The organism is Staphylococcus sp. HMSC62D11, from assembly GCF_001839145.1.
Classification (GTDB): domain Bacteria; phylum Bacillota; class Bacilli; order Staphylococcales; family Staphylococcaceae; genus Staphylococcus; species Staphylococcus lugdunensis.
In genome coordinates this window covers 1-23,012 of record NZ_KV840195.1, presented here as the reverse complement: position 1 = coordinate 23,012, position 23,012 = coordinate 1, and the positions used below count along the sequence as shown (strand labels likewise).

Genomic DNA, 23,012 nt, shown 5'->3' with positions numbered 1-23,012 from the left:
AACTTATGAATGTAAGTGAAAACCAGCTATCAAAGTAAAATCTTTGATAGCTGGTTTTTTGTTTGCATTTATTTTTTAAGGTAAACTAAGACTAAAAATGACATAAGGAGAAGATAATAATGACTTTCCCTATTATTATTGATACGGACCCTGGTATTGATGATGCAGCAGCAATTAGTATTGCTTTAAATCATCCCTACATAGACGTAAAAATGATTTCAACCGTGAATGGTAATGTCGACATTGAGAATACAACACGTAATGCGCTTAAATTAAAATCCTTTTTTAATAGTAACGTACCCGTACATCGTGGTGCTGCTCATCCATTAATTAATGATTTATATGACGCACGAGAAGTCCATGGTGAATCAGGTATGGCAGGGTATGATTTCCCTCCAATAACCACTGCTGATTTAGCTTCTACTAAAGCTGTAGAAGCTATAAAAGATGTACTTATAGAAAGTATAGAACCCGTGATCATTATTGCTTTAGGACCACTAACAAATATCGCTTTATTATTAGCAACCTACCCAGAAACCGCACACTATATTAAGGAAATTATTTTTATGGGTGGTAGTCTAGGTCGAGGAAATGTAACTCCCCTAGTTGAATTTAATATGTATTGTGACCCAGAAGCAGCCAATATTGTAGTAAACTCTGGTGTCCCGTTAACGATGGTCGGATTGGATTTAGCAAGACAATCTCCCTTGCCCCATTCAGTAGTTAAACAGCTAAAACAAATAAATCAAACTGGAACAATGCTCTATCATTTATTTCAGCATTATCGCACTGAAAACATTGAACACGGTTTAAATGTCTATGATGTCTTTACAATTCTATATCTTTTAAATCCCAATCAATATCTTACTGTATCAGCAAGACTACAAATTGAGCTCAATGGTAAATATACAAAGGGTGCTACAGTAGTTGATATTAAGTCTAACAATCCGAATTGTACGGTCGTAACATCATCACAATCTAATCAGTATTTAGAAAGTTTCTTGTCTTCATTAGCATATTGTAAATAAGCATAACAATCAGTCTGAGACATTCATGTAACGATTTAAAATGACAACGGCAAAGCCCTATATGCTTTTCATAATGTCATTAATGTGGTCAGAGATATCATTTGTAGGCCATTAAGATTGAAGTTTCTATTGGTAACTTATATAGAGGCAGGTTATTGTTTTTATACATAAGTCCTCTTATTCATTTCATTTAGAGACGTTTATTAAATGATGTGAAATATTTTACTTTTTTAAAATCATTTTAGTGTAAATTCATATATAAACGCGCAGTATTGAATATAAAAGAAGCACAAAGACGATTTTTAATGTCAAATCATCTTTGTGCTATTACTTTGAGATTGATGTCCCAGCCTGGTTATTTTTAATAGAACTTTTTACCATATACATTAATATCATAGTTTTGTTTTAAGATATTTTGGAATATATGCGTAATTTTATATTCGTTATTAGTAGTATTGGAGAGTATCTTGTTTGTCCCTAAAACCACTGTATATTTGCCATTAGAAAAACCAGTAAAATTTTGACCATTAAACATACCACTGACTCTATTATATTTAGGGAACGTATAAAAGCCATAGCGATAATTAGTTGGATAGCGTTTGGTACCAAATTCATGAATGAACGGATTAGTTACTGATTGATCAAAAATTTTATTATTAATTAATTTTTCTAGTAAAACACCCATATCTTTAGTCGTCATGAATAAATTACCAGCACCATAATATTCTTGTAGTGTATTCGGCTTGGCACTTATTAAATTATTATTTTTGTAATAGTAACCTATCGCCATATGTTGTTGAAATGGCTTTTCATTGAAAAATGCTGAGTTATTAAGTTTTAATGGTTTACCTAAGCGTTCATAATAATTTTGCGCGTATGGTTTGTGTGTTACCTCTTCTATAACTTTAGCTAACACAAGATAATTGCCGTCATTATATAAATGTTTATGATAGCCATTAGGGTCCATACCTTTTTCTTGTATAGCATGCACAGCATCATCCAAAGTTTCATAAGACGGAGATGCTTGGAATTTATATAATCCACTTTTATGTAGTTCTAAATCTTTTAACGTTATCTTTTTTGATGTTTTAAACCAAGGTAAATATTTAGACACTGGTGCATTAATATTAATTTTATGCTCAAGTTCAAGTTGTTTAAGCATTAAACCAGTGGTGAATTTTTGAGCTGAACCTATCAAATACATTGTATTAGGTGAACTTTTGATCTTATGTTCAAAATCTTGATAACCATAGCCTTTGTTCATAACTAATTTACCATCTTTAAAAACCGCAATTGTTCCATTAAATTTTTGCTTTTTAAGATATTTATTTATTTCTTGATATTGCTTGCCTTTAGCTTCTATTGTCTTTAAATTGGCAACATCTTTTACACTTTTATTTCTTTTTGCTATGTAATCCTCATTCGAGTCGGCACTATCTTCTTTATTCGTTGATATCTTTATTTGAGATTTATTGCCCGTGTCATCATTCCACATTTGATGAAATGAAAATACTAAAATTCCTAGCAATACAAATGGTATAACAATAATGCCTATTAACTTTTTATTTATATTCATGCGCTTTGGTCCTCACAAAATTTCTTGTTTACACATCGTGTAATACATTTAGTTGCAATTCGTTAGTTAACTTTTTTATATTATAAGTTATTTATTCAGCGATTGCACTAAGTTTATCTTATGCCATTCTACTAAAAATTCATCCTACTAAGGTCGTAGGATGTCTGATATAACAGTTTTGTTATACGGTTGACTATTTAGTTTTCATCGGAAATATTGTTTTAACTTTGTAAAAACTTTGTTAAGATAAGTATTGTAATTTAGTCTATAAAGTTATAAAATTGAGGGCTATAATGACAATTTAAAGTGGTCATCCACTATTTTTAATTCGTAGGAGCACAATATATGAACAAAATCCTGAAATACTTTATGATATTATTAACTTTCGCTTTAATTGCTGTGCCTGCAATTTTCGCTTACCAACTATTTAAAAGTTCTGAAAGTGCATTTCAAACATCGTATAGTAAAAATGATGCACAACGTCAATCTAACTTACGTGAAGGAAAAGTTGACCCATCTAAAGATGCAGTTTCAATTCTATTCTTAGGTATAGACGATAATGACAGTAGACGTAAAAACGGTCAGTCAACTGAACATTCACGTACTGATGCAATGATCCTATCAACATTTAGCCCTAAGAAAGAACAAATTAGATTGCTAAGTATTCCACGTGATACAATCAGTTACATACCAAAAGTAGGCTATTATGATAAAATCACACACGCGCATGCTTATGGTGGCCCTATAGCTGCAATGGATTCTGTAGAAGCAACTTTAAATGTACCAGTAGATTTTTATGTGCGCATAAATATGGAAGCCTTTGTACAAGCAGTGGATGAACTTGGTGGAATCTATTATGATGTACCCTATAATTTAAGTGAACCGAACAAAGAAGATTCAGGTAAAATAAAAATTAAAAAAGGTTATCAAAAATTAAACGGTGATCAAGCACTAGCCGTTGCCAGAACACGTCATCATGATTCAGACTTAAAACGTGGTGAGCGTCAAATGGAATTAATAAAATTACTATTTAAAAAAGCCAAAGAAATGGATTCTTACGATAAATTAGACAACCTCATAGAGATTGCTGGCAAAAATGCCAAACATAATTTAACTACAAAACAAATTGAGGCTTTAGCATCACGATACCTTTCTGATGATGTTGATTTTAAAACTTCGCAACTTAAAGGTAGCGATGACTATCTAAATGGAATTTATTATTACAATCCTAGTGTGAAAAGCATTCAAAAATATTCAAATATTTTGCGTTCTGACTTAGGTCTATCTAAAATTACAGATAAAGATGATTTCTTAGACGAACGCGTAATCAAACACTATGGTTCTCTCGTTCCATTAACCGAATTAGAAGAAAGCTTATTGCGTAAAAATCAAAAAGACAGCACAGCTTCAAATGATGATAAGGAGTCATCGAACCAAGATAATTCAGCTAATCAAACTAACAATCAACAAAATGAAAATACTGGTAACACTCAATACAACAATGATGTGAATAATCAAAGTCAAACTAATTCAGCACAAACGTATTAATATGGAGAGGAGTTCATTAAATGTCTCGTAAAACTTACGAAAAAATTGCCAATATTAATGGAATGTTTAATATGTTAGAACAACAAATTATCCATAGTAAAGATATGGCTTTGTTTAGAAATGAATTCTTTTATGTCAATCACGAACATCGCGAAAACTATGAGGCTTTACTCGTCTATTATAGTCACAGCGCTGAGAACCCGGTTGTCGATGGTGCCTGCTATATACTTGCATTACCAGAAATATTTGATAAAGTAGATGTCTTCGAATCAGATTTACCCTTTTCTTGGGTCTACGACGAAAATGGTATTACTGAAACAATGAAAAACTTAAGTATTCCATTACAATATCTTGTAGCAGCTGCACTAGAAGTAACAGATGTTACCATCTTTAGACCTTCTGGTTTCACAATGGGAATGAATAATTGGAATATTGCCCAAATGAGAATTTTTTGGCAATATACAGCTATTATTAGAAAAGAAGCAATTTAATACACACATATATGAATCTGAGACAGTATTCCTAGAAAAATTAAGTTGCGGAATATCATTCACTTAGTTAAGATCCTAAACATAATCATTATGTCTTAGGATCTTCTTTATTTATATAAAGAAGATAGCGGGACAGTATTCATTATGAATTCGTAGTCCCACCTCCACAAGGTTGACTAGGATTGAAAAAAGCTTGTAATAAATGCATTTTCAATCCAGTCAACCAATATAAACATGTTATCTGGCAGAAACAGTTGCACACATACAAAATGGCATTGTAAGTATCACATCGTTTTTTCGCCAAAAATAGGCGTATCCACATTTGTTGGATAATTAAAAGGTAAAAGCAGTTTAATGATATTCGATAGACAAGCAAATTTGATATTTAGATTAGTCATATAAGCAAAGGGGTAATATTTTATGCATAAAGGAGAGATAAGATGATATTTAAAATTGTAACAAATAAAGCAATGCTGACTGATTGCTTTAACATACGTAAAACCGTATTTGTAGAAGAACAAGGTGTTCCTTTAGCGCATGAACTAGATGCGTTTGAAGACGATTGCACACATGTCATTGGTTATGATCATCAAGGTAAACCCATTGCCTGTGGACGGTTTAGAAACGACAATACTTCCGTTAAAGTTGAACGCATTGCGGTCATTAAATCATATCGCAGAACGGGTGTAGGTAAGAAATTGATGCTAGCTATCGAACAATTTATCCATGAACAAGGATATAGCTATGTGACATTACATGCGCAAATACATGCCAAACCTTTTTATAAGTTATTAGGCTATTCCACAGTAGGTCAACCCTTTATGGAAGAACAAATTGAGCATATCAAAATGGAAAAATATCTTTATTAATATTACGTTTCGATTACAGGAACATCTAAATTATGACATATCTGCTTTTTCTCACATAAATAGTATTAACTTTGAAACATTGCTACAACGCATTGTAAGTCATTTAATCATTTCTTTTTAAAAAGTAAAATTAAACTTAGTTTACAAAATCGTTAAATTAATCTTTTTTATAAGGAGAAGCCTTATAATGAAATTGTATTTAACAATTATTAAGGAGTACGAAATATGACGAAAAAATTCAATCTTAAATTGCCGTCAATGCTTGCATTATCGCTTTTTGGAGCAACATTAACTGCACAACATGCTCACGCAGCTGAGTCAACAACAGATCAATCTACAAACAAAAATGTGATTGATCAACAAAATGATGTCGTTAAAGCAAACAAGGCAAAAAAAGCTGTATCTAACGCAGCTCAAAATGTATCAGGCGTTCAAGCCTATCATAATCCTTCATTAGTTAAATCATCAGATACAACGTCAGGTCAAACATATGATGCTAAATTAGATACGTTAACTGACCAAACTCATGCACAGACGTCTCAGCAACAAAATGCAAAAAATCAACAACAAACTAAAACAGCGTCTCAACAACAAACTGAACAAGCAAAACAACAAGCTGCCACAACTACAGCACGTCAAGATGCTCAAACATATAACCAAAATGCTGCACAAAGTAACAAAACAAAACAGCAAGCTAATGCAAATGTGTCTACAACGACAAAGCAACAAGCTACACAAGCAGCAAATACATCACTAAAATCACAAAACAATGTTGAGACAACAAATCAAAAAGCAGTATCTACTCAAAATACTGCACAAAAACAGTCTAATAGCGTTACTACTTATCAAGGACGCGTTGGCGGTATGGGCTCAAGTGCAACTAAAGCTCAAACAGCTAAATCAACATCTGGCTTTACTGGATTTAGAAAAGCTGTAAGTACATATAAAGCAACATCATCATTACCTAAATATAAGCCACAAGTTAATTCTTCAATTAATGATTACATACGTAAAAATAATATACAAGCACCTAAAATTGAAGAAGATTATACATCTTATTTCCCTAAATATGGCTATAGAAATGGTGTTGGAAAACCTGAAGGCATTGTGGTGCATGATACAGCAAACGATAATTCTACTATCGATGGTGAAATTGCTTTCATGAAACGTAACTACAACTCTGCATTTGTACATGCGTTTGTAGACGGTAATCGAATTGTTGAAACAGCACCTACAGATTACCTTTCTTGGGGAGCAGGCCCAAATGCTAACAATCGATTTATTAATGTCGAAATTGTGCATACGCATGACTATGCTTCATTTGCGCGTTCGATGAACAACTATGCTGATTATGCAGCAACACAACTTCAATATTATGGTTTAAAACCTGATAGTGCTGAAAATGATGGTAATGGTACGGTATGGACACATTATGCTGTAAGTCATTGGCTAGGTGGCACAGACCATACTGACCCACATGCATACTTACAGTCTCATGGTTATAGTTATGCGGAACTATATGACTTGATTAATGAAAAATATCTTATTAAAACAGGGCAAGTTGCACCTTGGGGCACATCAAGCTCAACAGATCCATCAAAACCTTCAACACCTACAAATCCAGGAAAACTTAAAGTAAGTACGAACTCTGGTGTGGCGCAAATTAAACCATCAAATAGTGGTTTATTTGTCACTGTTTATGATAAAACAGGCAAGAAAACAAACCAAGTACAAAAAACGTTATCAGTTACTAAACAAGCTACTCTAGGTAATGATAAATTTTACTTAGTTAATGATTACAATACTGGTAAAACATTTGGTTGGGTAAAACAAGGTGACGTGGTTTATAACACGGCAAAATCCCCTGTTAAAGTTAATCAATCATACAGTGTTAAACCAGGCACAAAATTTTACACTGTTCCTTGGGGTACGCCAAGTCAAGTAGCTGGAACAGTTTCAGGTTCAAGCAACCAAACATTTAAAGCAACAAAATCACAAATGATTAGTACAGCTACTTATTTATACGGTACAGTGAATGGTAAATCTGGTTGGATTAGTAAAGCATATTTATCTGCTATAAACAATGATTCATCATCGACAAAGCCATCAACAGATAATTCTAAAAAATTAAATGTTTCAAATTTAACCAATACGCTAGGTCAAGTATCAACTGATACTAAAGGCGCTTATACAACAGTATATGATAAAACAGTTAAAGAAAATCCATTATTAAGTGGAAGAACTTTCTCAATCAATAAAAAAGCGACATTAAATAATAAAACTTATTATTTATTAGCAGATTTTAACGGTAATGTTACACGTGGCTGGGTACCAGCAGATCAAGTGACTATTGCTCAAAGCACACCAACAAAAGTTAAGAAACAATACAATGTTAAAGGTAACGCCAATATTTATTACGTTCCTTGGAGCAAAGACAACCAAGTTGTTGCTAAAACGCCTAAAAATGGCGGTCAGTTTAATTCAAATGACCAATTAACAGTTGGTAAAGAAACATACCTACATGGTTCAATCAATCATCAATGGGGCTGGATTAAACAAAGCGATGTTGCTACACCTGCTAAAACAGCTGTGCGTACATTAGCTGTTAAAACAACACCAACAACAAAAGTAACAACGGCTTCAACAACACAAAAAGCTGCTTCAGCTGTACAAACTGTGAATAAGATTGGCCAAGTTAAAGTAAATAATTCAGGCATTCGCACAAGCGTTTATGATAAAGCTGGTAAAAATGCTGCTAAATATGGCAATCGAACATTCACTATCACTAAACAGCGTACAGTTGGCAATAATACTTATGTACTATTAACAAATCAAAATCAAAATACCCCTATCGGTTGGTATAACATTAAAGATGTTAATATTAAAAATTATGGAACTGAAAATAGAGTTACAAATCAATATCGCGTTAACAGTAAAAACCAAGGTTTATATTCAATCCCTTGGGGTACAACGCAACAACAATTGGAACAAGCAAATTCATTAGCACAACGTACATTTAAAGCGACAAAATCAGTCACAATCGATGGCGTTAAGTATTTATATGGTAGTGTTAATAACAAGCTAGGTTGGATTGCAGAAAGAGATTTAACATCATTATCTTCAAACACAGCATATAATTATACGTTTGTTATTAATAATAAGGATAGCTATTTCTATGACGATTTAAGCTTGCAAACAAAGCATTTATTAAGCCCTTATTATGAACAAACATTCGTTGTCGCAAAATACCAAGTGGTGAATGGTGTGAAATGGTATTATGGTCAATTAAGCGACGGTCAATTTGCTTGGATAAATGAAAATGACTTGTCACAAGAATTGATTAAATATTCAGCAACAGGTATGACTTTAGATGCCGCAGCACAATTACAAATGTCATTACCTTACCCGCCACAATCTTATGTTGGTCCATCAAAATGGCGTAATGCTACACTCGCAGAAGTTAAAAGTGCGATGGACACATCAAAATTTGTTAATGATCCGGTTCAAAAATATCAATTTTTACAATTAGATCAACCACAGTACTTATCGGTTGCTAGTTTGAATAATTTATTAAAAGGTTGCGGTGTATTAGAGAATCAAGGTCAAGCATTCAGCCAAGCTGCTAAACAATATGGCTTAAATGAAATTTATTTAATTTCACATGCTTTACTTGAAACAGGACGTGGTCAATCACAACTAGCTAAAGGTGCTAATATTGTCAATGGTAAGTTAAGCACAACAACCGCAATTAAATACCATAACGTCTTTGGTATTGGAGCATACGACAGCAATCCTGTTTTTGATGGTATAACTTATGCTAAAAAAGCTGGATGGGACTCTGTAGAAAAAGCAATTGTTGGTGGCGCTCAATTTATTGGACAATCTTATGTTAAAGCTGGACAAAACACACTTTATAAAATGAGATGGAATCCTGAAAATCCAGGTAAACACCAATATGCTACGGGTGTCACTTGGGCAAGCGTCAATGCACAAAATATGAAAAATTTCTACGATACAATTCACGAATCTGGTAAATATTTCGATGTTCCAACTTATAAATAATATTTAAAGCAAACAGTGATACTTCATATACACATAAAAGTATCACTGTTTGTTTCTTCAATGTAAAAATCACAAAAACGAGTTGATAAGACCTCACAGTCTTATCAACTCGTTCTGCATATAACATGATTATTAGAATTATAAATAAATATGTCTACTGTTTAATTTATTTAGTAATTGTGTTAAGCTTTCAACCTCTTCCTCTGTTAAGCATTGGCAACGCGCTTCAATTAATTCGCATCGTGCCGTATTGATTTGTTTAATTAAATCACGTGCTTCATTTGTTAAGGTTAATTCTTTACAACGTAAGTCTTCATGTGACTGTTGACTCATAATATACCCTTTTGACACTAATTTTTTTATCCATCGCGATACAATAGACTGTTCTCTACTTATCTTCATCGTTAAATCATACTGCGATAAACGGTCATAATTGTATAAAATACGTAATAATTCTAATTGGTCGGCCGTAATATCTGTTCTTTGGCCAAATCGTCTGTTCACTAAGTTCAAGTCGTTGTTGGTAAGTGTAATAAGATTTTCTAGTTGTTTGTACATTGTTGTTCTACTCCACTATTATTTAATTGATAATATTATAAGATTTATTGGAAAAATATACAATACTATTCGACAAAATGATTAAATTCGTTGCATTTCTGTCATTAAATATAATAAATTAGATACAGTTAACATATAAAAGGAGTTATAACATAAATGTCCACATTAAAAGAGAGAGACTACTTTTTTGATAATGCACGTGCCATATTAATCTTTCTTGTCGTGTTGGGACATTTATTAGTGTCTTATACGTCTGAAGATAAATATTTGTCCGCATTGTATTTATTAATCTATAGTTTCCATATGCCAACTTTTCTTTTTATTTCTGGGTATTTTGCCAAAAATATTGAGCAACCCAACTATTTAGAAAAAGTAGCCAAAAAACTAATTGTTCCTTACGCTTTATTCTTTGCTTTTTTCTCAATTTATTATTATTTAACTGGTAAAGAAGATGCCATTCATTTAGATCCATTTAATCCTGTTTTTGCGCTATGGTTTCTATTAACACTATTTTTCTTTCATGTCATTCTAGTCATCGTTAAAAATTACAAACCAGTATATGTGCTAACTATTTCATTAGTTGTATCTTTATTAGCTGGTTATTCTAATAATATTGGTGAATATTTAAGTATTTCAAGAACGATTGTATTCTTTCCAATTTTTTATTTAGGATACTTAATGACTAAGAAAAATACTAAATTATTAAGAAATAAAAAGTTAATACCGATATCTATAATTATTTTATGTTTGTTCTTTGTAGGCTATGTACTTCATCCTATTAACGCCGATTGGTTATTAGGCAGCAGCGCATATACATCTGTAGGTGAGCATCCAAATGACGTTTACAGTCCACTTAAACGATTGTTATTGTATGTGATTATCTTAACTACGATGTTGTCATTTTTAATTTTAGTACCAAAACATAATGTCAAACTCACATATATCGGTAGACGCACGATGCAAGTGTATCTATTACATGGCTTAGTTATTGGGGTTGTACGTGGTTATAAACTATTCCCATTCCAAGAACCTGTTAACATATATACGTATCTTTATTTATTTGGCTTGTCTGCAATCATCGTCTTAGTGTTATCCAGCAAACCCATATGCAAATTTGTGAATCCATTAATTCATTTAAAAAAACCTTCAGCTTTTAAAGATTAATTGTGAAAATTTAAAATATTAAGTAAATTGCCAAATTATAGTCTTTATCTATGGTATGATAGAAATAATTTAAACTATCATTCGCATAGCAACTATAATTTGGTTTTTTTAGAGGTGTAAATATGAAGTTATCATTAAATTCAAATTCTACCTATTTGCGAGCGCCCAGCATACGACAATTTTCAAATCGTATGAAAGATATTGATGATTGCGTGAATTTGACTATAGGTCAACCTGACTTCCCAATGCCGGATAGTGTGAAACAAGCTTATATTAAGGCAATTGAATTAGACCATACTAGCTATTCACATAACAAAGGGTTATTAGAAGCACGTAAGGCAATTAGTCAGTATTTCAACGATAAATATCATTTTATTTATAATCCAGAAGAAGAAATTATTATTACAAATGGTGCAAGTGAAGCGCTTGATACATCCTTGCGCAGCATCATCGAACCTGGAGATGAAGTATTAATTCCTGGTCCTATCTATGCTGGATACATTCCTTTAGTTGAAACATTAGGAGGTGTTCCAGTTTATATCGACACAACTAAAAGTCAGTTTAAGGTTACACCCGAACAAATAGAAGCACATATTACGGATAAAACAAAGGTCATTTTATTAAATTATCCGACTAACCCTACTGGCGTTATTTTAAGTCGAGATGAAGTGTACGCACTTGTTAATACGTTGAAAAAATATCCTATTTTCATCATAAGTGATGAAATCTATGCTGAAAATACATTTAAAGGATATCACACGTCTTTTGCTGAATTTGAAGCAATTAGAAATCAATTATTATTAATCGGAGGTCTTAGCAAATCCCATTCTGCTACTGGTATTAGAATTGGTTTTTTGCTTGGCCCTGCTTACTTAATTGAAAAATTGACGTTTATGCACGCCTATAATTGTATTTGCGCTAATGTTCCGGCACAATATGCTTGTATAGCTGCGTTAAACGAAGGGTTAAAAGCCCCTCAATATATGAATGAAGCTTATATCACACGTCGTGATTATTTACTTAAATCATTGACTGAGATGGGATTTGAGTTGAATGCGCAACCTGAAGGCGCATTTTACATTTTCCCAAGTATTAAAGCATTCACTGATGATGATTTTAATTTTTGTGTACGCTTGTTAGAGGAAGCACACGTCGCAATCGTGCCGGGTTCATCTTTTACAGATATAGGCAAAGGCCATATACGTATTTCTTATGCATACGATATGCCTGTGTTACAAGAAGGCATGCGTCGATTAAAACAATTTTTAACAAATAATTATAATTGAGTATATAAAAGTTAAAAGGACACTTAATAAGCAATGTTAGACGTACCATACTAATTAGTCTAAACAATACACTTTAAGTGTCCTTTAATCGTCATTAATTTATATATACATTAAATTTCTTATGGGAATTTAGGAAATTGATCGAAATCTGGGTCACGTTTTTCTTTAAACGCGTCACGACCTTCTTTCGCTTCATCAGTTGTGTAATAAAGTAATGTAGCATCCCCAGCCATTTGTTGTAAACCAGCTAAGCCATCAGTATCTGCATTCATTGCAGCTTTTAAGAAACGCAAAGCTGTTGGTGAGTGTTTCATAATTTCTTTACACCATTGAACCGTTTCATCCTCAACTTGGTCTAAAGGCACAACTGTGTTAACTAAGCCCATGTCTAATGCTTCTTGAGCATTATATTGACGACATAAGTACCAAATTTCACGTGCTTTTTTATGTCCAACGATTCTTGCTAAGTAACCTGAGCCATAACCAGCATCAAATGAACCTACTTTAGGTCCTGTTTGTCCAAAGATGGCATTATCAGCTGCGATTGTTAAATCACAAACCACATTTAACACGTTACCTCCACCAATAGCATAACCTCTAACCATTGCAATGACTGGTTTAGGAATGACACGAATTAAACGTTGCAAATCTAACACATTTAAACGAGGGATTTGGTCTTCACCTACATAACCACCATGTCCACGTTTCTTTTGGTCACCACCTGAACAAAAGGCTTTATCACCTTCACCAGTTAAGATGATAACTGAAATATTTTGATCATCACGCGCGCGACTAAATGCATCAATCATTTCAGCAACTGTTTTAGGCGTAAAAGCATTACGCACTTCTGGTCTATTAATTGTTACCTTAGCAATTCCTTCGAAAAATTCATATTTAATTTCATCATATTCTCTAAGTGTTTCCCACTGTCTAGTCATTTTGCTCCTCCTTTAAAAAAGCTAGTACTATTGTACCAAATTCTGTTTTATCTTCCACATGAATTGTATGCCCAACATTAGGCACGACAGCTTGTTGACTAGTACCCATTAAATCAGTCATTTGTCTAGCAATATTAACAAATTTAACATCTAGCTCCCCTGCCATAATCAACGTAGGCATATGTAAACTGCTAATCGCTTCCCATAAATTAGGCATCTTTCCAGTGCCATAATCTCTTAAAGCCTGAGCGAGTCGCGTTGGATTTTGATCCAATCTTAAATGACGTATATTTTGTCGCACTGATCTGTCTAAGTCACGCTGAGTATAAAATAATGGTAATTTCTCCCAGTCATTTACAAACACCTCTAGACCCGCAATATCTAACACTTTAGCACGTGCAGCATCTATTTGTTGGCGTTCTAAACGTTCATCGGCTTGATGTATGCCTGGTGATGTACTTTCAAGTATCAATCCCGATAATCTACATTGTCCATATAACGCATAATAAAGCGCGACACGCCCACCCATGGAATAGCCAAGCAAATATACCTTCTTATCACTAAAATGCGCTAAAACCTCGTCTATGGCTTGTGTAATGAAAGAAAAATCCCATGTCAGTTTACTATTACTTGTATCGTTCCCATGTCCTGGTAAATCAATCGTCACAACATTCACTTCTGAAGTAAACATTTCAATGTATGGATCAAACGTGCGACTATCGCTAATAAAGCCATGAAGTAATACGATTAATTGCTCTGAAGATTGCTTTGCTTGATAAAAATTATAATGTAACATCTTTTAATTCACTCAACCTTTGATACAGCTTCTGATGCTGCTGTCTATTATCTTCACGTTCAGTTTGAATTTCATAGATTGTGCGCGAGTGCTGATTTAATGATTGTGATTGGAAATCTCGCACTGAATTAAAGCGTTCAAACTGAAAGTCATAAAGTTGTGCAGTATATGAAAAATCTAATCCCGTTGGCGTACCAAATAATCGTTCAAAATAGTGAGCTGCACTTTCCTTTTGTGGTAAAAATGAAAAGATGCCGCCACCATTATTATTAATTATGACAATATTAAGATGAATATCATTCAATTTTGCCATCAATAAACCATTCATATCATGATAAAATGCTAAATCTCCAATCAATAATGTTACATGTTGGTGAACTGCCATACCTAGTGCAGTAGAAATAACACCATCAATACCGTTAGCACCTCGATTTGCATATACTTCCGCTTCGCAATTGAAAAGTAAATTATCCACATCTCTAATCGGCATACTGTTACTCACAAAAAGTTTATCTTTATGAGTCAATTTATTTAGTAATTCATATACATATGCCGTATCATCCGTTGCTTGCATAACATGGTCAACAATATGTTCACGGGCTTGCTGTTCAAGCTGTTGCCATTGTTTTAACCAAGTACTTCGATCAACCCATTCTGCTTGTTGACACATCGCAAAAAAGTCATTTGCAGACATTTCAATAGCTTGATTAGGTACTTTTGGATAGACGTCAATTTGATCATTATTTTGAACTAAAATTTGCTGAGCCTTCGTGCTTTGTAACCATTGATTTAACTTTTTAGATATAACTGGTTTTCCTACTCGAATAACAAAATCTACATCAGGTTCAAACCCTGACCTAAATAACAAATCATACGTCGTTATTACATTGGGATGATGGTATTGACGTAGCTGACTAATTGGATCGGCCAGAACTGGAATATCATAACGTTCTGCATATGTTAATATTGCATTTACTTTTTGATGCTGCATATCACCAACAATAATAAGTCCTTTTAATTGTTGTAACATAGGTTGTAATGATTGAATATCCATCGTCTTAGTATAATGTGGTAAAGCTTTATCTTCAGAAGTTAAATATTCTGTACATTCTAAATTAGGTGTCAACGGCTCTCGAAATGGCAAGTTAAAATGTATTGGCCCTCTATGTGGTCCATATAAATAATTACTTGCTATTTGCATTTGATAATGTACTGTATCAAGTGTAAATGCTGTATCATCTGCAACTGGCATGTCAAATTGATATTTAACATAATTGTTAAACATTTGTGCTTGATTAATAGCCTGCGGTGCACCCACACTCCTTAATTCATGTGGTCGATCACTCGTTAACACAATCAATGGTAAACGACTAATTTGACTCTCTGCAATTGCTGGTGTGTAATTTGCTGCTGCTGTTCCAGAAGTACATAGTATAGCTACTGGTCTTTCACTACCTTTTATTAAACCTAAAGCAAAAAAGGCAGCACTACGTTCATCAGGATGTATCCAAGTTTTGATATCTGGATGAGCTTCAAAAGCAATTGCTAACGGCGTTGACCTTGATCCCGGACTAATCACTACTTCTCTCACACCATAAGCAAATAGTTCAGACGCAAACGTAAACACTTGTAATGTTAATGCTTCTCTATGATTCATTCTTATTCACAACTCCTAATGCATTCATCATCGGTAAGAATTTAACTGCCGTTTCAGCCACTTCACTATCAGGATTAGATTCTTTAACAATGCCACAACCAGCAAATAAAGTAGCTTGATTTTGTTTCACAAGCATTGATCGAATGGCAACTATAAATTCGCAATCATTATATACATCAATAAAGCCAACCGGTGAACCATAAAGTCCTCGCGTACCAAACTCTTTTTGTTCTATATAGTGTAAAGCTTCTTCCTTAGGATATCCTCCTAGTGCTGGAGTAGGATGCATAAAGTCAATTAAATCACTGTAAGGTTTATCATTTAATTTGCCTGTAATTTGAGTATATAAATGATATAAGTGGTCATTTTTTAAAATATTAGGTGTTTTGTTATAATCCACCTGCGTTACATATGGTTCAATATCATTTAAAATGCTATTAACAACAAAACGATGTTCATCTAAATTTTTACGATCATTTAAAAATGCTTCAACATTTGCTTTATCTTCTGCTTCTTCATGTGTACGTTTAATCGTTCCGGCAACTGCTTTAGTTGATAAAACATGATTCTCAACTTTAAATAATTGTTCCGGCGTTTGTGAAATGAAAATGGATTCATTAGACTCGATAAGAAAAATATAACTATTTCTTTCATTAGCCATTGCACGCTCAAGCACATGTGCAATATTAATGTTATTAGCAAATTTCACTAGTCTCCGTCGTGCTAAAACAATTTTTTTGTGCACATCTATGTAGTCAATGGTCTCTTGAACCAAGTCCCGCCATTCATCTTTATAAATATCTTCCATTTTAGTAACATTTAAAATTTCATCATCGTCTAAAGTGATATCTGCATGTTCAAAATAATCAATGATCTCTTCGAAACGGGACATATCGAAAGATAGCCGTTTTGTCGTATAAGTTAGTACAGTACCTTCTTCATCCCTTGAAATTAACACTTCAGGGACTATAAAATGATTAATACTAAACTCGCGCCATTCATCATCTGACTTATGACTGGAAAATTGAAATCCACCGCAAATCCTTAAATGATGTTTATCCGTTTCTGGATAAATCAACTCAATATCATGTTTGAATTTTTCCCATTCTCGAAATATATTCTGTTTATTATCAAAGTTATTTTGAAATTTTTGAATTGCATGATAGCCGAAAAACGAAGACTTATTATCATTTAAACGTAAGTAAAAACGATCTCCCGCTTGTGCTTCAGTTAGTTGAAGTAATTCACTTGGATTAAGCTCACGATGTAACTTTGTCTCTACTGACACCCAATCTTTATTACTCGAATATAACACATGATTAATTTCGTCTTCTAAAAGATTCGCAGCCATTCATTTCACTTCTTTCATATCTATATTTATTCATTACATTATTGTATCATTTTTAAAGTTACCTGTATGGCTAATTGCTTAAATAAACATATCATTTTCTTCGTTAATTGACCTTTATGTACGATTCCTTTAAAATATCTATAATAAAATAAATCTTTTTAAGAGGTATCATCTATTATGTCAAATAAATATTCTCAATACTCAACTGTCAATAAATATTGGCAGCTTATGCGACCTCATACTCTAACAGCGGCAGTAGTTCCTGTATTAGTTGGGAGTGCTGCTTCGAAACTTTTTCTATTAGGTAGCAAAGACCAATTTAAATTTAGTTTATTTTTAGCTATGTTACTAGCTTGTTTATTAATACAAGCAGCTACAAACATGTTTAACGAATACTATGATTTCAAAAAAGGTTTAGATGACCACAATTCTGTAGGTATTGGAGGCGCTATTGTTCGCAATGGTATGAGTCCGAAATCCGTCATGCAACTTGCGGTTGCATTTTATATTATTGCGGCATTACTCGGTATATTCTTAGCTATACAAAGTTCCTTCTGGATTATTCCTGTCGGCTTAGTTTGTATGGCAGTAGGCTATTTATATACTGGAGGTCCAATACCGATTTCTTGGACACCGTTAGGAGAATTGTTTTCAGGTATATTTATGGGTATGATTATCATTTTATTATCATTTTTTATCCAAACAGGTAATATACAAGGCTATGCTGTTTGGGTGAGTATACCTATAGTTATAACAATAGGACTTATTAATATGGCAAACAATATACGTGATCGAGTAAAAGATAAAGAAAGTGGACGTAAAACTTTGCCAATTTTACTAGGTAAAAAAGCATCCATCACACTCATGGCCATTTTATATGTCATTGCATATCTTATTGTGATTTATACTGCTCTATTTAAACCACAAGGCTCATTACTTTATCTATTACCCATTTTATCTTTCCCTATGCCAGTCAAAGCTGTACGTCGTTTTAATAAAAACGATACACCTGAAACTATGATGCCAGCTATGGTAGCTACTGGCAAAGCCAATACATTTTTCGGTGTACTGTATGCAATAGCTATCTATTTAAGTGCTTTAGGCGGTGCGCTATAAACAATAAATCATGTAAGCTTTATAAGGCGAGTATTAAAGTCGATGTAGACTAAATACCCGTCTTTTTATTATTTTTTAATTCATATAACAATAATTAAAAACCACACATTCTTTTATTAAAAATAAAAGGAAATAGTTTTAAAGTTTACTGCTCAACTCAAACATGTAAGCTTTATTTTTATGCTAAATGGGTATAAATATGTATAGACTAATTCAAATTAGAGGAGTAAATACATGAAAAACTTTCTAAAACGCGTAATAAAAGCGATTATCACAGGTTATATTATTAAATTTATTAAAGATAAAATTGACAGTAAATCATCCAAACAACAATAACTTATAGTTGCATTTTTATAACACCATCTCTTAAGATGATTTCAACTCTTAATATTGTTAACTTATAGGTTGAAGTGCAACTTTTTTCAGAATATTGTTGAAATACTGCTGTCAATCAAATTTTAGGAGGAACACATATGAAAAAGTTCTTTGGAATTTTACTTGCAAGTACACTCGTACTAGGCGCTTGTGGTCATGCCGAAAAGACAGAGAAAGAAAGTGCAGATAAACGCAATGATAAAAAAGAGATTAAAGATAAGCATCGAGATAAAGATGTAGATAAACAATTGGATGGAAAAAAATCTGATAAAAAGAACAAATAAAGTTAGGTAGTGAATTTTTAAAAGTCACAAACAAAACTCCATTAAATCACGTGAATTAAACGTTGATTTAATGGGGTTAATGATATTACGGAAACGGAGTGTATTTTAAAATACTATAACACCAGTCATTATAAGCTGTAGGGAACGTTCCTTGTTTTGTATAAAAAACTACGCTCAAATGAGCACGGTTTTACTTTCTCTTTTCTATGATTTTCTTCCCCATTTATTAACAATAAAAAATATTATAATAGTGGTTGTTGCTGTTAGCATAGAAGATAAAAATGAATTACCTGATATATAAGTCAATAATATACAAATATCCTTTCTCACTGCAACAAAGAACATATCTCAGCGTAAAAACATCACTTAAAATGTCACTTAGTTACAACTTTGATTTACTTATCCTCTTTTTTGTTTTGTTCTTTCTTTATTTCAGATACAGGTTTCGGATTTTTTATAAATAATTTATCTAATTTGTCAGAACATGCTATATCTCCATCAAATTGAAAATCATCTAAAGATCTTATACCCACACTAAATGATAAATCTTTATCATTATTGATATAACCATCAATGTCATAGCCATCCATTGGATTCTTTTTCATTTCTATAAATTCGATATTTTTGAAATTTTTGACATTATATTTCATATACAAAATTATTCTTTCTTTTTGTTCGTTATAATATTGTTGTTCTTTTTCTTTTTTTTCATCATATTTCATTTTTAAATAGACGCCTCCTATGATTAATACTATACTAATTAATATAATAACTGCTAAAAATATTTTTTTATTCAAAAAATCAATCCCTTTGAGGTGAATTTATGACTGCTTTACATAATAAAGATAACACATATTATAGACTTGCTGGCAACTCTTATGATACAAAAAAATTCAGTAAAAATAAAAATAAGATTAAAAATTCTGATGGAACTACTCAAAATTTTAAAATTCAAGCTTCGCGCATCGATAAAGCGAACGGATTTCAAGCGATGGCTGTATCGCCTATAGATAGTAAAGGCAAAGTAGATAATGATACGGTTTACATGGTTTATGCAGGTACTGAACCTAAAGAACCTGCCGATATAGGGACGGATGTTAAACTTGGATTATCTGGAATCTTCGATGATCAAATTAAAACTAACCCCAAAGATGTCAAATTTTATGATGAATATCAAGATTTATCCAAAAAAACCATTCGTCATGAATTTCCCTATAATACTGTTAAAAATTCCCAATTTGACGAAGCAAATGCTTGGACAGCAGCAGTACTTAAAAAAGGAAACTATAAACATGTTTATGGTGCAGGACATAGTCTAGGCGGTACGATTGCTCAAGTGATGGCTGTAATGCATAATTTTGATCAGACGAAAACTTTTTCTGCACCTAACGGCTTTAATATTCTACCTGACCATATAAAAGAAAACTTCGATGCACAAAAATTTGAAAGAAAAATTATAGATTATACACATACTTCAGATATGATTGGTATGGCTTCTTTATTTCAAACACAAATTGGGATGAATATTTTTGTTGCAGATGTTAAGCGTAAAACAATTTTGGATGAAAATAATCCTATTCATGCACATGGGCTAGAGTATTTTAGTTTTAGCGGCGATAACGTTAAAATAAAAGTTGATTCTAATAAAGCAAAACAAATTGCTGAAAAATTACATCATGACCTTAAAAAGATGGACAAGGCAATCCGGGAACTTGAAAATTATGAGGACAACTCTAAAAGACGTGCCCGACAAATTGAAGACAAATACGTAGACAAGATTTTATCAGGGAATTATAAGTATATCCATACATATGACATAGAAAATTATATGGAAGAACTTACCAAAACAGGAAAATATGATTTTTATGATAAAAATCTATTCCATAAAACCATGAAAGATTTACATAGCCATAAAAAGCAATTAGAACAACTTGCTGATAAAATCGTTGAAGCTGGTAGAATTATGGAAAATCGAGATAGAGAATTAAGCGAGATGTATCATTTATTTGAGGAGTGATTGTATTGAATATATTTGAAGAAGTCGCAAAAGAAATGAAAGAAGCTGCCCGTAAAGATTTTGAATATAAACAACTTGATTTTTTAAAGTACGAAATGAAAGCAGAGATAGAATCAATGATAAATCGTGAAAAAGAAGCATTAGAAAATAATACAGATGACTTTCATGATTTGATTGAAGCAATATTCCATTTAAAAGGTCAATTGATTTTTGGTTTTGAAGGTAAAACTGCCGATGTGATGGTTAAAACTATGGAGCGTTATCATTCAAAAATCGTCGATGATGGCACAAGTATTGATGATTGTATAAAAAGTTGCAAAACATATGATGGTTGGTTTTAATATTATTATGTTCTTCTGTAGCATGTATGTTTTATTTAACTACTCAAAATTTCCAATATCATCTAATATCTTTTACCAAACAAGCCCAGACTATAAATGCAATAAATAAGGATTCTAATATTAAAGTTGCTATAAAATTATTAACCATACCTACATTTGATAATAATATGAAGACAACCGAAAGGCATATTTGAATATAAGCCGAGAAAAAATGTCCCCAATTTTTTATAATTGCAAAAGCTATTACAATTACTACTATAAATACAGCTATAGCTCCTAAATACAACATAATATGCGTTTTCCCGTCTTCTTGATAGTTATGGTCAAAAAAGTTTCTGATTCTAATTCCAGACCCATATGATTTTTGTAACTTTTCTCTTTCTTCACTAGCTGGTCTATATAAAAAATATAACCAACTAATAAAATTAAATCCAACGTTTTAATTCTTCTAATCTACTTCATCAACATAAATAATTCTCTATCTTTAACAGTGTGTATGACACCGTGTAACTCTTTGATATATCCATTGTCAAAATATCTCACACTACATTCTGGATTGTGAAACATTTTATAAACGAGTCGATAGTTTAATTCGTTTAATTGATCTTCACTTAAATATGGTTTATCTATCTTATTCTAGTCTTGCATATGTTAAGCGATACGTTCATATTGTTCAGGTATCGTAGCAAATGGTTGCCACTTAACCGACCCTCTCCCTTTTGGAATATTAGGTTCTAAATACTGTCTAGGTATTTTACGATAATCTTTTTCATCTCTATATTTATCCGGAATCATATTAACACCCCGGTTGCTATAACGGAACATAAGTTCGATTTTATAAATAAAAAATAACCCCGTTCTCTTTTCGATTATGATTACATCAATATTGAAGTTGATGATACTCATTACCGTATACATCCTAGTTTCATCCAAGTATAAACAAAGTAATTTTTTTATCCTTTCACAGCTACTACTCTCAAGCTTCACTTTGACAGTTTTGTGGCTGTATTCTCTGTTTATATCATCTACAATTCTGTCCCACTCGTATTTAGGTAATCCATCAATAAGTTCAATTAAAGTTTTTATCTTATCTTTCACTTACATCAATTTTCACTCCAAAAATATTAATATTGTGATTTAAAAAAGAGCGTTATTTTAATTAGAAACTTCATCCTTATTCACCTCGAATTTTGAATATAAAACTAAACTTTCTTTTTACGTAAGTCTTGGCTAAAAAAATATCTCTCCCCTCTTGTGGTGTCAATTCTAGGGCGAAATAAATACCGTTAATAACTGAATATGATGGTCTATTTTTACCATGTATTACATTAGATAATGTATCTCTATTAACACCAATCTCAGCGATAACGTTTTAATATTAAAGTCCTTTAATGCCATTTTAGATTTGAGAAGTTTAGTATTAATTAACATCATTTTCACCTACTTTCGTTTTACGTAAGCAATGATATCATAGTCTTACAAAAATAGCCAAGCATTATACGAAAGTTTTTCGCGTTAAAAATTGCAAATAACGAAAGTTTTCCGTATAATATAA

General features: G+C 32.4%; 21 protein-coding genes and 1 pseudogene. 13 read left to right on the top strand and 9 right to left on the bottom strand.

What is annotated here, in order from left to right; translation table 11 throughout:
* Positions 1 to 119: 119 nt before the first annotated feature.
* Complete coding sequence (rihC, locus tag HMPREF3267_RS07740) at positions 120 to 1,028, top strand: ribonucleoside hydrolase RihC (RefSeq protein ID WP_062077471.1); 909 nt, start codon at positions 120 to 122, stop codon at positions 1,026 to 1,028.
* A gap of 361 nt (positions 1,029 to 1,389) precedes the next feature.
* Here the strand turns inward: rihC and HMPREF3267_RS07735 are convergent, their stop codons facing one another.
* Complete coding sequence (locus HMPREF3267_RS07735; RefSeq protein WP_002459463.1) at positions 1,390 to 2,604, bottom strand: serine hydrolase domain-containing protein; 1,215 nt, start codon at positions 2,602 to 2,604, stop codon at positions 1,390 to 1,392.
* Between the two features lie 345 nt (positions 2,605 to 2,949).
* Here HMPREF3267_RS07735 and HMPREF3267_RS07730 point away from each other — a divergent pair, with 345 nt between their 5' ends.
* From HMPREF3267_RS07730 to HMPREF3267_RS07715, 5 genes and pseudogenes are all read left to right on the top strand, one after another.
* A complete protein-coding gene (locus HMPREF3267_RS07730; protein WP_037546010.1) occupies positions 2,950 to 4,152 on the top strand; it encodes an LCP family protein in 1,203 nt (400 codons plus the stop codon).
* A 20-nt stretch (positions 4,153 to 4,172) separates the two neighbouring features.
* Positions 4,173 to 4,643, top strand: coding sequence for a DUF2538 family protein (locus HMPREF3267_RS07725; protein WP_002459465.1), 471 nt, complete (start codon positions 4,173 to 4,175; stop codon positions 4,641 to 4,643).
* Between the two features lie 234 nt (positions 4,644 to 4,877).
* Positions 4,878 to 4,973 (top strand): annotated as a pseudogene (locus HMPREF3267_RS12755) (IS200/IS605 family transposase); the annotation flags it as partial.
* A 110-nt stretch (positions 4,974 to 5,083) separates the two neighbouring features.
* Positions 5,084 to 5,512 carry a GNAT family N-acetyltransferase gene (locus tag HMPREF3267_RS07720; RefSeq protein WP_002478389.1) on the top strand — a complete coding sequence of 143 codons (429 nt, stop codon included), beginning with the start codon at positions 5,084 to 5,086 and terminating at the stop codon, positions 5,510 to 5,512.
* A gap of 225 nt (positions 5,513 to 5,737) precedes the next feature.
* The gene (locus HMPREF3267_RS07715) at positions 5,738 to 9,574 is read left to right on the top strand and encodes a GW dipeptide domain-containing protein (RefSeq protein WP_070823859.1); all 3,837 of its coding nucleotides are present in this window, start codon (positions 5,738 to 5,740) and stop codon (positions 9,572 to 9,574) included.
* 138 nt (positions 9,575 to 9,712) lie between these two features.
* Here HMPREF3267_RS07715 and HMPREF3267_RS07710 read toward each other — a convergent pair whose 3' ends face one another.
* Entirely contained in the window at positions 9,713 to 10,132 is a 420-nt protein-coding gene (locus tag HMPREF3267_RS07710; protein WP_002459468.1) for a MarR family transcriptional regulator, read from the bottom strand.
* A gap of 156 nt (positions 10,133 to 10,288) precedes the next feature.
* Between HMPREF3267_RS07710 and HMPREF3267_RS07705 the strand changes: the two genes are divergently transcribed.
* Both HMPREF3267_RS07705 and HMPREF3267_RS07700 read left to right on the top strand, forming a co-directional pair.
* On the top strand, positions 10,289 to 11,296 hold the full coding sequence (locus HMPREF3267_RS07705; protein ID WP_002478392.1) for an acyltransferase family protein: 1,008 nt from the start codon (positions 10,289 to 10,291) through the stop codon (positions 11,294 to 11,296).
* Positions 11,297 to 11,418: 122 nt separating this feature from the next.
* Complete coding sequence (locus HMPREF3267_RS07700; protein ID WP_062077467.1) at positions 11,419 to 12,582, top strand: aminotransferase class I/II-fold pyridoxal phosphate-dependent enzyme; 1,164 nt, start codon at positions 11,419 to 11,421, stop codon at positions 12,580 to 12,582.
* 119 nt (positions 12,583 to 12,701) lie between these two features.
* On the opposite strand, the gene menB is transcribed toward HMPREF3267_RS07700, so the two are convergent.
* The 4 genes from menB to HMPREF3267_RS07680 are packed head-to-tail and all read right to left on the bottom strand — an operon-like array spanning position 12,702 to position 17,324.
* Entirely contained in the window at positions 12,702 to 13,520 is an 819-nt protein-coding gene (gene menB, locus HMPREF3267_RS07695; protein WP_002459471.1) for a 1,4-dihydroxy-2-naphthoyl-CoA synthase, read from the bottom strand.
* Positions 13,513 to 14,316: a 2-succinyl-6-hydroxy-2,4-cyclohexadiene-1-carboxylate synthase gene (menH, locus tag HMPREF3267_RS07690; protein WP_002478395.1), complete on the bottom strand. Its 804-nt coding sequence runs from the start codon at positions 14,314 to 14,316 to the stop codon at positions 13,513 to 13,515. Before menH ends, menB begins: the two co-directional genes overlap by 8 nt.
* On the bottom strand, positions 14,303 to 15,973 hold the full coding sequence (gene menD / locus HMPREF3267_RS07685) for a 2-succinyl-5-enolpyruvyl-6-hydroxy-3-cyclohexene-1-carboxylic-acid synthase (RefSeq protein ID WP_002492682.1): 1,671 nt from the start codon (positions 15,971 to 15,973) through the stop codon (positions 14,303 to 14,305). Before menD ends, menH begins: the two co-directional genes overlap by 14 nt.
* Complete coding sequence (locus HMPREF3267_RS07680; RefSeq protein WP_062077465.1) at positions 15,963 to 17,324, bottom strand: isochorismate synthase; 1,362 nt, start codon at positions 17,322 to 17,324, stop codon at positions 15,963 to 15,965. Before HMPREF3267_RS07680 ends, menD begins: the two co-directional genes overlap by 11 nt.
* Before the next feature lie 177 nt (positions 17,325 to 17,501).
* On the opposite strand from HMPREF3267_RS07680, the gene HMPREF3267_RS07675 reads away from it, so the two are divergent.
* The 3 genes from HMPREF3267_RS07675 to HMPREF3267_RS07670 all read left to right on the top strand — a co-directional run bounded on the left by HMPREF3267_RS07675 (position 17,502) and on the right by HMPREF3267_RS07670 (position 19,099).
* Positions 17,502 to 18,440: a 1,4-dihydroxy-2-naphthoate polyprenyltransferase gene (locus tag HMPREF3267_RS07675; protein ID WP_062077463.1), complete on the top strand. Its 939-nt coding sequence runs from the start codon at positions 17,502 to 17,504 to the stop codon at positions 18,438 to 18,440.
* Between the two features lie 234 nt (positions 18,441 to 18,674).
* Positions 18,675 to 18,776, top strand: a complete 102-nt coding sequence (locus HMPREF3267_RS12750; RefSeq protein WP_237450153.1) for an SAR1012 family small protein — start codon at positions 18,675 to 18,677, stop codon at positions 18,774 to 18,776.
* A 137-nt stretch (positions 18,777 to 18,913) separates the two neighbouring features.
* On the top strand, positions 18,914 to 19,099 hold the full coding sequence (locus HMPREF3267_RS07670; RefSeq protein ID WP_002459476.1) for a hypothetical protein: 186 nt from the start codon (positions 18,914 to 18,916) through the stop codon (positions 19,097 to 19,099).
* A 395-nt stretch (positions 19,100 to 19,494) separates the two neighbouring features.
* Here the strand turns inward: HMPREF3267_RS07670 and HMPREF3267_RS07665 are convergent, their stop codons facing one another.
* On the bottom strand, positions 19,495 to 19,896 hold the full coding sequence (locus HMPREF3267_RS07665) for a DUF1433 domain-containing protein (protein ID WP_062077461.1): 402 nt from the start codon (positions 19,894 to 19,896) through the stop codon (positions 19,495 to 19,497).
* Positions 19,897 to 19,922: 26 nt separating this feature from the next.
* Between HMPREF3267_RS07665 and HMPREF3267_RS07660 the strand changes: the two genes are divergently transcribed.
* Both HMPREF3267_RS07660 and HMPREF3267_RS07655 read left to right on the top strand, forming a co-directional pair.
* Positions 19,923 to 21,116, top strand: a complete 1,194-nt coding sequence (locus HMPREF3267_RS07660; protein ID WP_062077459.1) for a hypothetical protein — start codon at positions 19,923 to 19,925, stop codon at positions 21,114 to 21,116.
* A gap of 5 nt (positions 21,117 to 21,121) precedes the next feature.
* Positions 21,122 to 21,457 (top strand): hypothetical protein, encoded by a 336-nt coding sequence (locus tag HMPREF3267_RS07655; protein ID WP_037546031.1) that lies wholly within the window; start codon positions 21,122 to 21,124, stop codon positions 21,455 to 21,457.
* A gap of 453 nt (positions 21,458 to 21,910) precedes the next feature.
* On the opposite strand, the gene HMPREF3267_RS12875 is transcribed toward HMPREF3267_RS07655, so the two are convergent.
* Both HMPREF3267_RS12875 and HMPREF3267_RS12870 read right to left on the bottom strand, forming a co-directional pair.
* Positions 21,911 to 22,087 (bottom strand): YolD-like family protein, encoded by a 177-nt coding sequence (locus HMPREF3267_RS12875; protein ID WP_230580322.1) that lies wholly within the window; start codon positions 22,085 to 22,087, stop codon positions 21,911 to 21,913.
* Between the two features lie 21 nt (positions 22,088 to 22,108).
* Positions 22,109 to 22,363 (bottom strand): hypothetical protein, encoded by a 255-nt coding sequence (locus HMPREF3267_RS12870; RefSeq protein ID WP_335682235.1) that lies wholly within the window; start codon positions 22,361 to 22,363, stop codon positions 22,109 to 22,111.
* Positions 22,364 to 23,012 lie beyond the last annotated feature (649 nt).

Bases quoted from the DNA above. Each gene is read 5' to 3' on its own strand.
- rihC (WP_062077471.1), top strand. From the start codon at position 120: ATGACTTTCCCTATTATTATTGATACGGACCCTGGTATTGATGATGCA.
- HMPREF3267_RS07735 (WP_002459463.1), bottom strand. From the start codon at position 2,604: ATGAATATAAATAAAAAGTTAATAGGCATTATTGTTATACCATTTGTA.
- HMPREF3267_RS07730 (WP_037546010.1), top strand. From the start codon at position 2,950: ATGAACAAAATCCTGAAATACTTTATGATATTATTAACTTTCGCTTTA.
- HMPREF3267_RS07725 (WP_002459465.1), top strand. From the start codon at position 4,173: ATGTCTCGTAAAACTTACGAAAAAATTGCCAATATTAATGGAATGTTT.
- HMPREF3267_RS07720 (WP_002478389.1), top strand. From the start codon at position 5,084: ATGATATTTAAAATTGTAACAAATAAAGCAATGCTGACTGATTGCTTT.
- HMPREF3267_RS07715 (WP_070823859.1), top strand. From the start codon at position 5,738: ATGACGAAAAAATTCAATCTTAAATTGCCGTCAATGCTTGCATTATCG.
- HMPREF3267_RS07710 (WP_002459468.1), bottom strand. From the start codon at position 10,132: ATGTACAAACAACTAGAAAATCTTATTACACTTACCAACAACGACTTG.
- HMPREF3267_RS07705 (WP_002478392.1), top strand. From the start codon at position 10,289: ATGTCCACATTAAAAGAGAGAGACTACTTTTTTGATAATGCACGTGCC.
- HMPREF3267_RS07700 (WP_062077467.1), top strand. From the start codon at position 11,419: ATGAAGTTATCATTAAATTCAAATTCTACCTATTTGCGAGCGCCCAGC.
- menB (WP_002459471.1), bottom strand. From the start codon at position 13,520: ATGACTAGACAGTGGGAAACACTTAGAGAATATGATGAAATTAAATAT.
- menH (WP_002478395.1), bottom strand. From the start codon at position 14,316: ATGTTACATTATAATTTTTATCAAGCAAAGCAATCTTCAGAGCAATTA.
- menD (WP_002492682.1), bottom strand. From the start codon at position 15,973: ATGAATCATAGAGAAGCATTAACATTACAAGTGTTTACGTTTGCGTCT.
- HMPREF3267_RS07680 (WP_062077465.1), bottom strand. From the start codon at position 17,324: ATGGCTGCGAATCTTTTAGAAGACGAAATTAATCATGTGTTATATTCG.
- HMPREF3267_RS07675 (WP_062077463.1), top strand. From the start codon at position 17,502: ATGTCAAATAAATATTCTCAATACTCAACTGTCAATAAATATTGGCAG.
- HMPREF3267_RS12750 (WP_237450153.1), top strand. From the start codon at position 18,675: ATGAAAAACTTTCTAAAACGCGTAATAAAAGCGATTATCACAGGTTAT.
- HMPREF3267_RS07670 (WP_002459476.1), top strand. From the start codon at position 18,914: ATGAAAAAGTTCTTTGGAATTTTACTTGCAAGTACACTCGTACTAGGC.
- HMPREF3267_RS07660 (WP_062077459.1), top strand. From the start codon at position 19,923: ATGACTGCTTTACATAATAAAGATAACACATATTATAGACTTGCTGGC.
- HMPREF3267_RS12870 (WP_335682235.1), bottom strand. From the start codon at position 22,363: ATGAGTATCATCAACTTCAATATTGATGTAATCATAATCGAAAAGAGA.